Source organism: Agromyces sp. Soil535 (assembly GCF_001428255.1).
Taxonomy (GTDB): domain Bacteria; phylum Actinomycetota; class Actinomycetes; order Actinomycetales; family Microbacteriaceae; genus Agromyces.
In genome coordinates this window covers 142861-158237 of record NZ_LMRW01000023.1, presented here as the reverse complement: position 1 = coordinate 158237, position 15377 = coordinate 142861, and the positions used below count along the sequence as shown (strand labels likewise).

General features: G+C 70.1%; 13 protein-coding genes, 1 tRNA gene and 1 other RNA gene. 7 read left to right on the top strand and 8 right to left on the bottom strand.

What is annotated here, in order from left to right; all coding sequences use genetic code 11:
- Positions 1-3: 3 nt before the first annotated feature.
- Both ASG80_RS13730 and ASG80_RS13725 read right to left on the bottom strand, forming a co-directional pair.
- The gene (locus ASG80_RS13730; RefSeq protein ID WP_056731626.1) at positions 4-3021 is read right to left on the bottom strand and encodes a bifunctional [glutamine synthetase] adenylyltransferase/[glutamine synthetase]-adenylyl-L-tyrosine phosphorylase; all 3018 of its coding nucleotides are present in this window, start codon (positions 3019-3021) and stop codon (positions 4-6) included.
- A 10-nt stretch (positions 3022-3031) separates the two neighbouring features.
- On the bottom strand, positions 3032-4369 hold the full coding sequence (locus tag ASG80_RS13725) for a glutamine synthetase family protein (RefSeq protein WP_056731624.1): 1338 nt from the start codon (positions 4367-4369) through the stop codon (positions 3032-3034).
- An 87-nt stretch (positions 4370-4456) separates the two neighbouring features.
- On the opposite strand from ASG80_RS13725, the gene panB reads away from it, so the two are divergent.
- Positions 4457-5344, top strand: a complete 888-nt coding sequence (panB, locus tag ASG80_RS13720; protein WP_082590357.1) for a 3-methyl-2-oxobutanoate hydroxymethyltransferase — start codon at positions 4457-4459, stop codon at positions 5342-5344.
- Between the two features lie 64 nt (positions 5345-5408).
- Here the strand turns inward: panB and ASG80_RS13715 are convergent, their stop codons facing one another.
- Positions 5409-5594 (bottom strand): SPOR domain-containing protein, encoded by a 186-nt coding sequence (locus ASG80_RS13715; RefSeq protein ID WP_056731621.1) that lies wholly within the window; start codon positions 5592-5594, stop codon positions 5409-5411.
- Between the two features lie 11 nt (positions 5595-5605).
- On the opposite strand from ASG80_RS13715, the gene map reads away from it, so the two are divergent.
- Positions 5606-6469, top strand: coding sequence for a type I methionyl aminopeptidase (map, locus tag ASG80_RS13710; RefSeq protein ID WP_056731618.1), 864 nt, complete (start codon positions 5606-5608; stop codon positions 6467-6469).
- A 34-nt stretch (positions 6470-6503) separates the two neighbouring features.
- On the top strand, positions 6504-7259 hold the full coding sequence (gene ppgK, locus ASG80_RS13705; RefSeq protein WP_056731616.1) for a polyphosphate--glucose phosphotransferase: 756 nt from the start codon (positions 6504-6506) through the stop codon (positions 7257-7259).
- Positions 7260-7296: 37 nt separating this feature from the next.
- On the opposite strand, the gene rnpB is transcribed toward ppgK, so the two are convergent.
- The 3 genes from rnpB to ASG80_RS13695 form a co-directional block, all read right to left on the bottom strand.
- Positions 7297-7672: RNase P RNA component class A (gene rnpB, locus ASG80_RS15210), an RNA gene on the bottom strand.
- Positions 7673-7735: 63 nt separating this feature from the next.
- Entirely contained in the window at positions 7736-8473 is a 738-nt protein-coding gene (locus ASG80_RS13700; RefSeq protein ID WP_056731614.1) for a zinc ribbon domain-containing protein, read from the bottom strand.
- 37 nt (positions 8474-8510) lie between these two features.
- The gene (locus tag ASG80_RS13695) at positions 8511-9305 is read right to left on the bottom strand and encodes a Nif3-like dinuclear metal center hexameric protein (RefSeq protein ID WP_056731612.1); all 795 of its coding nucleotides are present in this window, start codon (positions 9303-9305) and stop codon (positions 8511-8513) included.
- A gap of 216 nt (positions 9306-9521) precedes the next feature.
- Here ASG80_RS13695 and ASG80_RS13690 point away from each other — a divergent pair, with 216 nt between their 5' ends.
- Positions 9522-9911: a hypothetical protein gene (locus ASG80_RS13690; protein ID WP_056731610.1), complete on the top strand. Its 390-nt coding sequence runs from the start codon at positions 9522-9524 to the stop codon at positions 9909-9911.
- Positions 9912-9947: 36 nt separating this feature from the next.
- Here ASG80_RS13690 and ASG80_RS13685 read toward each other — a convergent pair.
- Positions 9948-10020, bottom strand: a tRNA-Val gene (locus ASG80_RS13685).
- Between the two features lie 51 nt (positions 10021-10071).
- Between ASG80_RS13685 and ASG80_RS13680 the strand changes: the two genes are divergently transcribed.
- Positions 10072-10773: a hypothetical protein gene (locus tag ASG80_RS13680; RefSeq protein ID WP_235508328.1), complete on the top strand. Its 702-nt coding sequence runs from the start codon at positions 10072-10074 to the stop codon at positions 10771-10773.
- A 20-nt stretch (positions 10774-10793) separates the two neighbouring features.
- On the opposite strand, the gene ASG80_RS13675 is transcribed toward ASG80_RS13680, so the two are convergent.
- Positions 10794-11252, bottom strand: a complete 459-nt coding sequence (locus ASG80_RS13675; protein ID WP_056731608.1) for a peroxiredoxin — start codon at positions 11250-11252, stop codon at positions 10794-10796.
- Between the two features lie 170 nt (positions 11253-11422).
- Between ASG80_RS13675 and aceE the strand changes: the two genes are divergently transcribed.
- Both aceE and ASG80_RS13665 read left to right on the top strand, forming a co-directional pair.
- Entirely contained in the window at positions 11423-14149 is a 2727-nt protein-coding gene (gene aceE / locus ASG80_RS13670; protein WP_056731606.1) for a pyruvate dehydrogenase (acetyl-transferring), homodimeric type, read from the top strand.
- 11 nt (positions 14150-14160) lie between these two features.
- Positions 14161-15372 carry a CdaR family transcriptional regulator gene (locus ASG80_RS13665; protein WP_056731604.1) on the top strand — a complete coding sequence of 404 codons (1212 nt, stop codon included), beginning with the start codon at positions 14161-14163 and terminating at the stop codon, positions 15370-15372.
- Positions 15373-15377: the final 5 nt, after the last annotated feature.

Genomic DNA, 15377 nt, shown 5'->3' with positions numbered 1-15377 from the left:
CATTCAGCCCGTGGTGGGCTCGCGGCGCGGCCCGACCCCGTAGAAGCCCCGCTCGAACACCGCGCGTGCACGGCGCGTGACCTGCAGGTAGTCGCTCTCGAGCCGCGACGCCGACCCGGGCGGGTAGCCCATGATGCGCGCGACGCCCTCGAGCTGCGAACGTTCGACGGGCAGCACGTCGGTGGTGCGATCGAGCCACAGCGTGAGGGCCGATCTGGCGCGGGTCGCGAACACCCAGGCGGCACGCAGGGTGCGGGCGTCGCTCGAGGTGATGTGGTCGTGCTCCACGGCGGCGGCCAGGGCCTCGAGCGTCGACGGCGTGCGCAGCGAGGCCTCCTCGGCGCCGTGCTCGAGCTGCACGAGCTGCACGAACCACTCGACGTCCGACAGCGAGCCGCGGCCGAGCTTCAGGTGCCGCGTCGGGTCGGCGCCCTGCGGCAGGCGCTCGTTCTCGACGCGGGCCTTGATGCGCTTGACCTCGCGGATGTCGCGCTCCGAGATCTGCTCGGGGTAGCGCACCGTGTCGGCGAGCTCCATGAAGTCGCGGATGAGCGCGGCGTCGCCGGCGACGCCGCGGGCACGCAGCAGCGCTTGCGCCTCCCAGGTGAGCGACCATCGGGCGTAGTACGCGCGGTAGGCCTCGAGTGAGCGGGCGACCACGCCGTTCCGGCCCTCGGGCCGCAGGTCGGCGTCGAGGTCGAACGGCAACCTGGCGTCCTCGCTGAGTCGCCCGAGCTCCGCGACGATCTTGAGCGCCCGCGAATGCGCCGCCTCGGAGTGGTCATCGGTCGGCCGGTACACGTAGATGATATCGGCGTCGGAGCCGATGCCGAGCTCGCGCCCACCGAACCGCCCCATCCCGATCACGGCGAACTCGAGGCCCTCGGGCTCGTCTCCCCTGATCGCCCTGACGATCGCCGCGATGTGGCTCTGGGTCACGTTGGAGAGCCCGTGGCCGAGTTCCTCGATCGAGCACACGTCGAGGATCGCCGACAGCGCCAGCCGCAGCACCTCGCGCCGTCGGATCGCACGGAACACTTTCGCAGCGGCGTCCACGTCGCCGTGCCGAGCGAGGACGGCCCGCTTCTCGTCGTCGAGGGCGGCGAGCGAGCGCGGACGGAGCTCATCGAAGTCCTCGAGCCAGGCCACGGCCTCGGGGATGCGCTCGAGGAGCTCGCCCGCGAAGCGCGAGCCCGAGAGCACGCGCGTGAGGCGCAGCGCGGCATCCGACGAATCGCGGAGGAGGCGCAGGTACCAGTGGGTGCTGCCGAGCGTGTCGCTCAGGCGTCGGAACGCGAGCAGGCCGTAGTCGGGGTCGGCACCGTCGGCGAACCACGAGATGAGCACCGGCATCAGGTGCCGCTGGATGGTGGCCCGTCGCGAGACCCCTGCGGTGAGCGCGCCGATGTGCGCCAGCGCCCCCTTGGGGTCACGGAATCCGATCGCCGCGAGTCGCGCCTCCGCCTGCTCGCTCGTGAGCTCGAGTCCACTCGCCGGCAGCGCCGCAACCGCCGAGAGCAGCGGACGGTAGAACAGCCGTTCGTGCAGTCCGCGCACCCGCTGCCGGGTCGCGTGCCAGAGGGCGGTGAGGTCGTCGGCGTTGCGCGCGAGGCCCGAGGAGCGCGCAAGCGTGCGCAGCTCGGCGGCGCCGCGCGGCATGAGGTGCGTGCGGCGCAGTCGCTCGAGCTGGAGGCGGTGCTCCAGGACGCGGAGGAAGCGGTAGTCGCGCGCGAACTCCGCGGCCTCGTCGCGGCCGACGTAGCCGCGCTCGGCCAGGGCGGCGAGGGCGGGCAGTGTGGCGGCCTGGCGGATCGCAGCATCCGTGGCCCCGTGCACCAGTTGCAGCAACTGCACGGTGAATTCGATGTCCCTGAGGCCGCCGGGGCCGAGCTTCACCTGCACGTCGACCTCACCGGCCGGGATGTGGTCGGTCACCCGTTCGCGCATGCGCTGCACCGACTCCACGAACCCGTCGCGGCCGGAGCTCGCCCACACCTTCGGCGCCACGCCTTCTGCATATCGCTCGCCGAGTTCGGTGTCGCCCGCGAGCGGCCGCGCCTTGAGGAGCGCCTGGAACTCCCAGCTCTTCGCCCATCGGTCGTAGTACTGCAGGTGCGACTCGAGCGTGCGCACGAGCGCGCCGTTCTTGCCCTCTGGCCGGAGATTGGGGTCGACCTCCCAGAGGGGCGGCTCGATGCCGGGCTCCGAGATGACGCGCATGCCGAGCACGGCGAGGCGCGTGGCGAGCTCGAGCGCCCGCGGGGTGGCGACGACCTCCTCATCGGCGGACCCGGCCACGAAGATCACGTCGACGTCGCTGACGTAGTTGAGCTCACGCGCGCCGGCCTTGCCCATCCCGATGACGGCGAGGCGGGTCGCCTCGACCTCGGACGCCGGGTACCGGCCCGGACCGGCCGGCTCGCCCTCGGCTCGGGCGATGGCACGCCGAGCTGCGGCGATCGCGGCGTCGAGCGTCGCTCCCGCGAGGTCGGCGAGACCCGCTGCGACCGTGTCCACCGCCTCGATCGAGTCGGGGCGCGTGAGGTCGTAGACGGCGATGCCCGCGAGCAGGCGCCGATACCGCACGCGGATCGCGGCGGCGGCGGCCTCCAGGTAGCGCGCGTGCGGCACGTGGACGTCGTCGAGCGCGGCGAGGAGCACGGTGCGGGCATCCTCTGTGCCGTTCGGCGTCACCGGCGCCTGCTGCAGCACGGCCAGTTCGCGCGGATGCCGCATCAGGAAGTCGGCGAACCCCCGTGATGCGCCGAGCAGCCGAGCCATGCGCTCGGCGGACGCGTCGTGCTCGAGCACCGCGGCGACCTCGTGCGGCGCGCGCTCCTGCAGCCGCCTGGCGGCGACGAGCGCCTCGTCGGGGTCGCCGGCGTGCGAGAACGCCACGAGCAGCCGCTCCTCGTCGACGCCCGTCGACGAGGCGAGTGACTCGAGGCCCGCGGCCGCGGCGTCGAGATCGTCGAAGCCCGCTCGTGCGAGCCGGCCGAGGGTCTGGGCCTGACGTGACATCCGGTGCGGGTCAGAGGATCTCGAGGTTGCGCTGCAGCTCGAAGGGCGTCACCTGCGAGCGGTAGTCGCGCCACTCCGCGCGCTTGTTCGCGAGCACGTAGTTGAAGACCTGCTCGCCAAGTGTCTCGGCGATCAGCTCCGACTCCTCCATGTACTCGATGGCGTGGTCGAGGCTCGCCGGCAGCGGGTGGTAGCCGAGCGCTCGGCGCTCGCTGTCGGTGAGGGCCCACACGTCGTCCTCCGCCTCGGGCGGGAGCTCGTAGCCCTCCTCGATGCCCTTCATGCCCGCTGCGAGCAGCAGGGAGAACGCGAGGTACGGGTTCGCTGCGGAGTCGATGGCGCGGTACTCGACGCGGGCGCTCTGCCCCTTGTTCGGCTTGTAGAGCGGCACGCGCACGAGCGCGGAGCGGTTGTTGTGGCCCCAGCAGATGAAGCTCGGCGCCTCGTCGCCGCCCCACAGCCGCTTGTACGAGTTCACGAACTGGTTCGTGACCGCCGAGATCTCATTGGCGTGTCTGAGGAGGCCGGCGATGAACTGGCGACCGATCTTCGAGAGCTGGTACTGCGCACCCGGCCCGTAGAAGGCGTTGGCGTCGCCTTCGAAGAGCGAGAGGTGCGTGTGCATGCCGCTGCCCGGGTACTGCGTAAACGGCTTCGGCATGAACGTGGCGTAGACGCCCTGCTCGATCGCGACCTCCTTCACGACCGTGCGGAAGGTCATGATGTTGTCGGCCGTGGTCAGCGCGTCGGCGTAGCGCAGGTCGATCTCGTTCTGGCCGGGCCCCGCCTCGTGGTGGCTGAACTCGACCGAGATGCCGAGGTCCTCCAGCATGCGCACGCTGCGACGACGGAAGTCGTGGGCGGTGCCGCCAGGTACGTTGTCGAAGTAGCCCGCGGAGTCGACCGGAACGGGGCCATCTTCGCCGTACTTCGACGAGCGCAGCAGGTAGAACTCGATCTCGGGATGCGTGTAGAAGGTGAAGCCGCGATCTGCCGCCCGCGCGAGCGTGCGCTTCAGCACGTTGCGCGGATCGGCGACGGCCGGCTCGCCGTCGGGCGTGGTGATGTCGCAGAACATGCGCGCGGTGGGATCGATGTCGCCGCGCCACGGGAGCGTCTGGAACGTCGTCGGGTCGGGGAACGCGAGCAGGTCGGACTCGTACGTGCGGCTCAAGCCCTCGATCGCGGACCCGTCGAATCCGATGCCCTCGGTGAACGCCCCTTCGACCTCGGCCGGGGCGATCGCGACCGACTTCAGCGTGCCGACGACGTCGGTGAACCAGAGCCTGACGAACTTGACTCCTCGCTCCTCGATGGTCCGGAGAACGAAGTCGCGCTGCTTATCCATCCACACCCTCTCTCGCACCTCTCAGGGTACCGGCTCGGCGAACGCCGGGGCGCCGAGGCCGGATGTCGCGTGTGCCAGACTGGCGACATGTCAGAGCAGCCCGTGAACGACGCAGCATCCGCGACCCCGGCCGCGGCCGAGACGAACCCCTACGGCGGCGGCGCAGCATCCGGAGGCCCGAAGCGGGTGCGCACACGACACTTCCAGAACGCCAAGCGCGAGGGCATCAAGATCACGGGACTGACGAGCTACGACCAGCTCACCGCGCGCATCTTCGACGAGGCGGGAATCGACTTCCTCCTGGTCGGCGACTCCGCCGGCAACAACGTGCTCGGCTACGAGACGACGCTGCCCGTGAAGGTCGACGACCTCATCCCGCTCACCCGCGCCGTCGCGGGCGCGGTCAGGCGCGCGTTCGTCGTCGCCGACATGCCGTTCGGCTCGTACGAGAACGGACCCGAGGAGGCCCTGCACACCGCGGTGCGCTTCATGAAGGAGACGGGAGCGCATGCCGTCAAGCTCGAGGGCGGCGAACGCAGTCACAAGCAGATCCGCCGCATCGTGCAGGCCGGCATCCCGGTCATGGCGCACATCGGGTACACCCCCCAGAGCGAGCACGGGCTCGGCGGCCACGTCATCCAGGGGCGCGGCGAGGGCGTGAAGCAGCTCCTCGCCGACGCGAAGGCCGTGCAGGACGCCGGCGCGTTCGCCGTCGTGCTCGAGATGGTGCCGGCGGATGCCGCGCGGCAGGTCACCGAGCTCCTCGACATCCCCACGATCAGCGTCGGCGCCGGTCCGCACACCGACGGGCAGCTCCTGGTCTGGACCGACTGGGCCGGCCTCACGATCGGGCGCGTGCCGAAGTTCGTCAAGCAGTACGCGGACCTGTCGGGCATCCTCAGCGAGGCGGCCCGCGAATGGCGTGAGGACGTGGAGTCGGGCACCTACCCGAACGCCGAGCACAGCTACGAGTAGACCCCCTCTGCGGGTTGAGGAGGCGCGCAGCGCCGTCTCGAAACCCGACCAGCCGCACCCCGGCTCAGTCCTCCGCGGCCTCCTCCTCGGCCCACTTCGCGCTGTTCGCGCGCAGGATCTCGAGCGCCCGCTCGGCTTCCGCGTGCGTCTCGAACGGCCCGACGCGATCGATCGACGGCGACACGAACCCCTGCTCGACCTCGCCGGTGTGCATGTTGTACCAGAACATGTGCTCGACATCCTCGGCCATAGGCTGATCCTATGCCCAAGGACGCCGCCGGCCACCTGATCCCCGGACGCCTGTCGCCGACGCGTCCGGTGCCCGCCGCCATCCCCCGCCCCGAGTACGTGGGCCGCCCCGCCCCGACGCCGAACACCGCGGGCGACGTGTACACGCGCGACGAGGTGGAGCGGATCCGGGCCGCCGGGAGGATCGCGGCGCGGGCGATCGAGGCCGCGGCATCCGCCATACGACCCGGCGTCACGACCGACGAGCTCGACCGCATCGCGCACGAGTACGTGGTCGCGCACGGGGCCTACCCGTCGACCCTCGGATATCGCGGCTACCCGAAGTCGTCGTGCACTTCGGTCAACGAGGTGATCTGCCACGGCATCCCGGACGACACCGTGCTCGAGGACGGCGACCTCGTGAACATCGACGTCACCGCGTACCTCGACGGCTACCACGGCGACCTCAACCACACCTTCCTCGTCGGCGAGGCGGGCGAGGCAGCGGTGCTGCTCGTCGAGCGCACCCGCGAGGCGCTCGCCCGCGGCATCCGTGCCGTCGCGCCCGGCCGGCAGGTGAACGTGATCGGTCGCGCGATCGAGGCGTACGCGAAGCGGTTCGGGTACGGCGTCGTACGCGACTACACCGGCCACGGCGTGGGGCGGGCGTTCCACACGGGGCTCGTGATCCCCCACTACGACGCCCCCGAGTTCGACACGGTCATGGAGCCGGGCATGGTCTTCACGATCGAGCCGATGCTCACGCTCGGCACCTTCGAGTGGGACGTCTGGGACGACGACTGGACGGTGGTCACGCGCGACCGGGCGCTGACGGCGCAGTTCGAGCACACCCTCGTCGTGACCGAGCGCGGCGCCGAGATCCTGACCCTTCCCTGAATGCCGCCAGTTCGACCCGCGATAATGTGGCGACATGGCGACTGACCACGCGATCGGCATCGACATCGGCGGCACGGGCATCAAGGGGGCGGTCGTCGACCTCGGCACCGGCGAGCTCGTCACCGAGCGGTTCAAGGTGCGTACGCCCGAGGGCGGTCGCCCGTCCGACATCCTGGCGGCCACCGAGGAGCTCCTCGTGGGGATCGACGTGCTCACCGATGGCACGAAGCTGCCGTTGGGCGTGTGCTTCCCGGCGATCGTGAAGCACGGTCGTACCCTCTCGGCGGCGAACATCTCAGACGAGTGGATCGGGCTGCCTGCGGAGGAGCTCTTCCAGAACACGCTCGGCCGCGACATCCACTTCATCAACGACGCGGATGCCGCCGGCTACGCCGAGTCGCGCTACGGTGCTGCGAAAGGGGTCGACGGACTCGTGATCCTCACCACCCTCGGCACCGGGATCGGGTCGGCACTCATCCATGACGGCGTGCTCGTGCCGAACTCCGAGCTCGGGCACCTCGAGATCGACGGGCACGACGCCGAGAGCCGGGCCGCGTACTCTGCGATGGAACGCGAATCGCTGAGTTGGGCGCAGTGGGCGAAGCGCCTGCAGCGGTACTACTCGTTCGTGGAGTTCCTCTTCTCCCCCGACCTGTTCGTCGTCGGCGGCGGGGTGTCGAAGCACCACGAGGAGTTCCTGCCCCTGCTCGACCTGCGGACGCCGATCGCGCCGGCCGTGCACCGCAACAACGCGGGCATCCTCGGCGCGGCGGCCCTCGCGATCCGCTAGAGATCTGCACAGGCGCGTATGCGGCGCTGACTCGGTGCGAGCGGGCCGGCTGATACGCCGGGTTCTGTTCACCGGGCGCTTGCGCGACACCGGCTGGACGGCCATCTCTCTCGGAGTCACGTCGCCGTGACCCTCCAGCGGCCTACCCGGGAACGGGACGGGCCGCCCCATCGTTCCCTGTCTGGCCTTGCTCCGGACGAGGTTTACCGAGCCGACCGCGTCACCGCGGCCGCTGGTGGGCTCTTACCCCACCGTTTCACCCTTACCTCGGACCTGCGCCCGAGGCGGTCTGCTTTCTGTGGCACTGTCTCGCGGGTTGCCCCGGGTGGGTGTTACCCACCGTCCTGCCCTGCGGAGCCCGGACGTTCCTCGGCATCCGATCGCTCGGATGACGCGACCGTCTTGCCGACCCGCTCGCCCTCTCAGGTTACAGGCCGAAGCTGCCCTTCATGCCCGCGGCGCGGGCGACGAGGGCGTCAGAGGCCGGACTCGTCGGTGCGCACGAGGATGCGGTCGCACTCGGGGCAGAGCAGCACGTCGTCGGATGCCGCCCGCCGCACCTTCTCGAGGTCCGATCCGGTCAGCGTGATCGTGCAGCCGCCGCAGGTGCGCTGGCGCAGCAGTGCCGCGCCGACTCCCCCACCGCGCACACGGCGCTGCTCGTAGAGCGCGAGGAGGTCGGCCGGGATGCCGCCCGTCACGACCGCGCGGTCGCGCTCGGCGGCGTCGCGCTCGGCGCTGAAGCCTGCAGCGGCCTCGTCGCGCTCGGCCTCGAGGCTCGCGGCCGTCGCGGCGATCGACGCACGCTCCCCGTCGATGCCCGCGACCGCGGCCTCTGCGGTCTCGACCCGCTCCATGACGACGAGTTCCTGGTCCTCGAGGTCGGAGAGGCGCCTGGCGAGCGAGGAGAGTTCAGCCTCGAGCGCCGCGACATCCTTCACCGACGACGTGTGCTGCAGGCGGTCGCCGTCGCGTGCGATCCGCGCCTCGACGACGGCCACGTCGGACTCGAGCCGCTTCAGCTCGGTGCGGGCGTCTTCGAGGCCGCCCACGGCCTCGGCGCGCGTGCCGCGCACGGCGGTGTCCCGCTGGGCGAGCTCGCCGAGCGGCGCCGCCTGCGGCAGCGAGCCGAGGCGGTGGGTGAGCTGCTGCAGGCGGGTGTCGAGCGTCTGGAGCCGCAGCAGTTCCTGCTGGTCGGCGGGGCTGGCCTTCACGTGGTGCTCCTCGTGGGGGACGGTGGGCAGGAGGTCATCATTGCACGACCTGGAAGTCCCACGGATCGGTGCGGAGCTCGCTCACGCGGACGTCGAGCTCGGGGTGGGCGGCGCGCAGGTCCGTCGCGGCGGCGTCGAGCCACAGCCATTCGCTCGCCCAATGCGATACGTCGATCAGGGCCGGTCCCCCACCCAGCATCGCCTGCTCACGAGCCTCGGATGCCGGGTGGTGGCGCAGGTCGGCGGTGATGTACACGTCGGCGCCGCGCACCGCCGGGTCCGCGAGGAGCGAGTCGCCCGCTCCCCCGCAGAGCGCGACCGTCTCGACGGGATCGTCGTACCCGCCGGCGGCGCGCACGCCGGTGGCGGTGGGGGGAAGCACGTCGGCGAGGACGCGCGTGAGGCGGCCGAGCGTCGTGGGCTCGGGCAGACGGCCGACGCGTCCGAGCCCGCGGGCCGGGTCCACGCCGGGCACGATCGGCCGCACGTCGACGAGTCCCAGTCGCGCGGCGAGCACCGCTGAAGTGCCCTGCTCGACGACGTCGGCGTTCGTGTGCGCGGCCAGCAGCGCGCAGTCCGCTCGGATCAGCCGTGCGAGGAGGGCGCCCTTGTAGCGGTCCTCCGCGATGGACGTGACCCCGCGCAGCAGCAGGGGGTGATGTGCGATGAGCAGGTCGGCGTCGAGCGCGATCGCCTCGTCGACGGTCGCCGCCACGGCGTCGACGGCGAAGAGCACGCGCTCGACGGGGGCATCGGGATCGCCGGTGACGAGCCCCGGGGCATCCCATGGCTCGGCGCCCTCGAGCGGCCAGAGTCGATCGATCGTCGTCATGACCTCGGCGAGAACGACTGGCACGCGCCCCAGCCTAGCGCCGGAGGTGCCGGCACAGGCGCCGCGGGTGCGCACGCGGAAGCGAACCGCCCTCGGGTCGGCCGGCAATGCAGGTGACCGAAGAGCCACTCCACGACGACGAGGATTCAACTCTGACGAGTGGATCGTTTCTGTGCCATCGTTTCTGATGGGCAGAACCATTCGCCGGGAGGGGAAATGCCGCAGCCCATCGTGTACGTGGACACATCCGAGGTCCGGCCGGGCCGGCTCGAGGAGCTCAAGGCCGCCATGGACGACCTGAAGATGTTCGTTGAAGCCAACGAACCGCAGCTGCTGGCGTACCACGTGTACTTCAGCGACAACGGCACGCGGATGACCGTGCTGCACATCAACCCCGACTCGGCATCGCTGGAGTTCCACATGAAGGTGGCCGGTCCCAGGTTCCGCCCCATCGGTGCGTTCATCAACCTGCTGGCGATCGACGTGTACGGCAGGCCGAGCAACGCGCTCGTGGACCAGCTGCGGCAGAAGGCCGCGATGCTGGGGAGCGGGACGGTACGTGTGCACGACCTCCACACGGGGTTCGCCCGGCTGCCGGACCGGTGAGACCGCCCGGGCTGATATCGAGACCACGTCTTGGAGTGGGCCCTGCCGGGCTCGAACCGACGACATCCACGGTGTAAACGTGGCGCTCTACCAACTGAGCTAAAGGCCCACGCCGCGCGGCGCATCCCCATGCTATCCGAGGCTGCCTAGACTCGCCGCCATGGAGCCGATGCAGCAGCATCCGAGTCGGACGGCGCCGTCGGAGCATCGTTGGCCGCCGGTCGTCGCACTGCTCATCGCGCTCGGACTGTACGCGGCACTGCCCGGCAAGATCCTCGGTGTGGAGCGTTACGTCGTCGTGATCTTCGGACTGGCCCTGCTCGTGCCGTTGGTCATCGAGAACCCGCGCCGGTTGACGCGACGCTCGAAGGTCACCAAGTGGCTGTCGATCACCCTGGCTGGCGGACTCGTGTTCGCCAACCAAGCGGCGCTCGTGGTCCTCGTCGTCGCTCTCGCGGTCGGCGCCCCACATGACGCCCCCGAGCTGCTCATCGCCTCAGTGCAGATCTGGGCGGCGAATGTGATCGGGTTCACGACCTTGTATTGGGAACTCGACCGCGGCGGCCCGGTGCTCCGCACGATGGCGGCGCGAGCCGACCTGCCGCCGGCCGACCTCCGGTTCCCCCAGGACGAGGACGAGGACGCGGTTGCCGAGGTCGCCGCGGGTTCGTCGGCGGTTCGGGACTGGACCCCGCGATTCGTCGATTACTTCTATTCCTCGATCTCGACCTCGATGGCGTTCAGCGCCACCGATGCGATGCCGCTCTCATCCCGCTTCAAGCTCCTGATGGCGCTGCAGGCTTTCGGCGGATTCGTCGTCCTCACACTCGTCATCGCGAGGTCCGTCAACCTCCTTGCATGAGGGCGGATGCCGCAACCGCCTCAGATCGCCCCGAGCGCGGCCCTGTACTGGTCGAGCGAGCGCGCCTCGCCCGGGCCCGTCGCGAAGCTCGCCCGGATGACGCCGTCTGCGTCGATCACGAAGGTGGCGCGGTCCGCGTAACCGCGCTCCTCGAGGAAGGCGCCGTAGGCGCGGGCGACCTCGCCGTGCGGCCAGAAGTCGGCGAGGAGCGGGAAGTCGTAGTGCTGTTCCTCGGCCCACGCACGGAGCGTGTACTTGGAGTCCACCGAGATCCCGAGGAGCTGCGTACCGGCGTCGGCGAAGAGGCCCATGTGGTCCCGGAGCTCGCAGAGTTCGCCTTGGCAGGTGCGTGAGAACGCGAGGGGGAAGAAGACGACGGTGACCGGCTTCACGCCCCGGAGGTCGCCGAGTGCGACGGACTCGCCGAACTGGTTGCGCAGTGCGAAGTCGGGGGCGACCGTGCCTGGCTGGAGGATCATCGTCGTGTGGTTCCCTGCGTGGATGCGGTGTGACGGCGCCCAGCCTAGCCCCGACGTGGGAGGCATAGAATCACTAGGATGGCGTGGTGCCACGCGACCGTGATCCGGTCCCTCCGTCGTGCGCACGCCCCGCACCCGCAGGCATGATCTGCTGAAGAGAGAGGTCGAGTGTGACTGTCAACGACCAGGACCCCTACTCGGTCGAGGCGATGGACTCCGATCCCGAGGAGACATTCGAATGGGCCGAGTCGCTCGACGCGCTCGTCGCCGAGAAGGGGCACCAGCGCGGCCGGGAGATCATGCTCAGCCTGCTGAAGCGCTCGAAGGAGCTGCACCTCGGTGTGCCGATGGTCCCGACGACCGATTACCTCAACACGATCGCGCCCGAGAACGAGCCCGAGTTCCCCGGTGACGAGGAGATCGAGCGTCGCTACCGCGCGTGGATCCGCTGGAACGCGGCCATGCTCGTGCACCGGGCGCAGCGACCCGGGATCGCGGTCGGCGGTCACATCTCGACGTACGCGTCATCCGCCGCCCTCTACGAGGTCGGTTTCAACCACTTCTTCCGCGGGCACGACCACCCCGGTGGCGGCGACCAGATCTTCATCCAGGGTCACGCCTCCCCCGGCACCTATGCACGCGCGTTCCTCGAGGGCCGGCTCAGCGCCGACCAGCTCGACGGCTTCCGCCAGGAGAAGTCGCACGCGCCGAACGGTCTCTCGTCGTACCCGCACCCGCGGCTCATGCCCGACTTCTGGCAATTCCCCACGGTGTCGATGGGCCTCGGCCCGATCAACGCGATCTACCAGGCGCAGCTCAACAGGTACCTGACGAATCGCGGCATCAAGGATGCCTCCGACCAGCACGTGTGGGCGTTCCTCGGCGACGGCGAGATGGACGAGGTCGAGAGCCGCGGGCAGCTCCAGGTCGCCGCGAACGAGGGCCTCGACAACCTCACGTTCGTGATCAACTGCAACCTGCAGCGTCTCGACGGCCCGGTGCGCGGCAACGGCAAGATCATCCAGGAGCTCGAGAGCTTCTTCCGCGGTGCCGGCTGGAACGTCATCAAGGTGGTCTGGGGCCGCGAGTGGGACGACCTGCTCGCCCGCGACCACGACGGCGCCCTGCGCAACCTCATGAACGTCACGCCCGACGGCGACTACCAGACCTACAAGGCGGAGTCCGGCGCCTACGTACGGGAGAACTTCTTCGGCCGCGACCCGCGCGCGCTCGAGCTCGTGAAGGACCTCACCGACGACCAGGTGTGGGGGTTGAAGCGCGGCGGCCACGACTACCGCAAGGTGTACGCGGCATTCGAGGCGGCCACCGAGCACACCGGCCAGCCCACCGTCATCCTCGCGAAGACGATCAAGGGCTACGGCCTCGGTCCGAGCTTCGAGGGCCGCAACGCGACCCACCAGATGAAGAAGATGACGCTGGACAACCTCAAGACGTTCCGCGACACGATGCGCATCCCCATCAGCGACGCACAACTCGAGGAGAACCCGTACCTTCCGCCGTACTACCACCCCGGCGACCAGGACGAGGCCATCCACTACCTCCACGAGCGCCGTCGAGAGCTCGGCGGCTATCTGCCCGAGCGCCGTACGAACCACACCGCGATCTCCCTGCCCGACGACTCCGCATATGCGATCGCGAAGAAGGGATCCGGCACGCAGGAGATCGCCACCACGATGGCGTTCGTGCGGATCCTGAAGGACCTCATGCGCGCCAAGGACTTCGGCAACCGCATCGTGCCGATCATCCCCGATGAGGCCCGCACCTTCGGCATGGACGCGTTCTTCCCGAACGCGAAGATCTACAACCCGATGGGCCAGCACTACACGTCGGTCGACCGCGAGCTGCTCCTCGCCTACAAGGAGAGCCCGCAGGGCCAGATCATCCACGTCGGCATCAACGAGGCGGGCGCGCTCGCCGCGTTCACCGCCATCGGCACCTCGTACTCCACCGAGGGCGAGCCGCTCATCCCGATCTACGTCTTCTACTCGATGTTCGGGTTCCAGCGCACCGGCGATGCGATCTGGGCCGCCGGCGACCAGATGGCGCGCGGATTCATGATCGGCGCCACGGCCGGCCGCACCACGCTCACCGGCGAGGGACTGCAGCACGCCGACGGCCACTCGCTGCTGTTGGCGTCCACGAACCCGGCAGTCGTCTCGTACGATCCCGCCTACGGCTACGAGATCGGTCACATCGTGCGCTCGGGCCTCGACCGCATGTACGGCGGCACCCACCCCGATCCCAACGTCATGTACTACCTCACCGTGTACAACGAGCCGATCGTGCAGCCCGCCGAGCCCGAGGGCGTCGACGTCGAGGGCGTCGTCCGCGGCATCCACCGACTGTCGACGTCGCCCGTGCAGGGACCGAAGGCCCAGCTCCTCGCGTCGGGCGTGGCCGTGCCATGGATCATCGAGGCGCAGGAACTGCTCGCTGCGGACTGGGGCGTGTCGGCCGACGTCTGGTCGGTGACCAGCTGGACCGAGCTCCGGCGCGACGGCCTCGCCGCCGACGAGCACAACTTCCTGAACCCCGAGGCCGAACGGCGCACGTCGTACCTCACGCAGAAGCTCTCGGACTCGCAGGGCCCGTTCGTCGCGGTCACCGACTTCATGCACGCGGTGCCCGACCAGATCCGCCCGTACGTACCCGGCGAGTTCGCCACGCTCGGCGCCGACGGGTTCGGCTTCTCCGACACGCGCCCTGCGGCTCGACGCTTCTTCAAGATCGACGGACCGTCGGTCGTCGTGCGCGCGCTCGAGATGCTCGCCGCGCGGGGCCAGGTCGACCACTCGCTCCCGGCGCAGGCCATCGAGAAGTACCGGCTCCACGACGTGAACGCCGGCACCACCGGATCGGCCGGCGGCGAGAGCTAGAAGGCGACGAGGTGGCGACGAAGCCAAGGACGAAGGCGGAGACGCTCGCATGGCTGCGCACCATCGCGGGCGAACTCTCGACCCAGACGCTGAAGCGCCTCGAGGACACGCTGCCGTGGTACGGCGACATGCCCCCGAGTCGTCGATCGGCGGTGGGCCTCGTCGCCCAGGCCGGCATCTCGTCGTTCATCTCATGGTTCGACGACCCGCGGTCGACGCCGTGGATCGCGGCCGACGTCTTCGGCGCTGCGCCGCGCGAGCTCCTGCGGTCGGTGAGCCTCCAGCAGACGCTGCAGCTCATCCGCGTGACCGTCGAGGTGGTCGAGGACCGCGTGAAGGACGGCGGCGAGCTGCTCCGCGAGGCCATCCTGCTCTACTCGCGCGAGATCGCCTTCGCCGCCGCGGACGTCTACGCCCGGGCCGCCGAGGCACGCGGGCTCTGGGACGCGCGCCTGGAGGCGCTCGTCGTCGACTCGATCCTGTCGGGCGAGTACGACGACGAACTGCCGAGCCGTATCGCCGCGCTCGGCTGGCACGGCCACGGCGAGGTCGCGGTGCTCGTGGGCACCGCCCCGAAGCAGCTCGATGTCGACCACGTGCGCCGGGCGGCCCGGCACATGCACGCAGACGTGCTCATCGGCGTGCAGGGCAACCGCCTCGTGCTGGTCATCGGCCGGTCCGACCCGCTCGGCCGCGAGCCCGAGGACACGATCGGCACCTCCCCCGCGCTGACGTTCATGGAGATCGCCACGCAGCTCGAGCCGCACTTCGGCCCGGGCCACCTGGTGCTCGGCCACGAGGTGCCGAACCTCGTGGACGCCTCCAAGAGCGCGAAGGCCGCCCTGGCCGGGTTCGCGGTGGCGAGGTCGTGGCGTCACGCGCCGCGTCCGGTGCACGCCGACGACCTCCTGCCCGAGCGAGCACTGGCGGGCGATCCGCTCGCGCGGGCGACCCTCGTGCATCGCATCTACCGCCCGCTGCAGGCGCACTCGACCGAGCTGCTCACCACGCTGTGGAGCTACCTCGACAACGGTCGGTCGCTCGAGGCGACGGCTCGCGAGCTCTTCGTGCATCCCAACACGGTGCGGTACCGGCTGAAGCGCGTCTCGGACGTCATCGGCTGGGACGCAACCGGTGCACGGGAGGCGCTCATCCTGCAGGCGGCGCTCATCATCGGGTCGATGAGCGACCACGAGCACCAGCCGCGGCGACGCCCGAGCTGACGTCC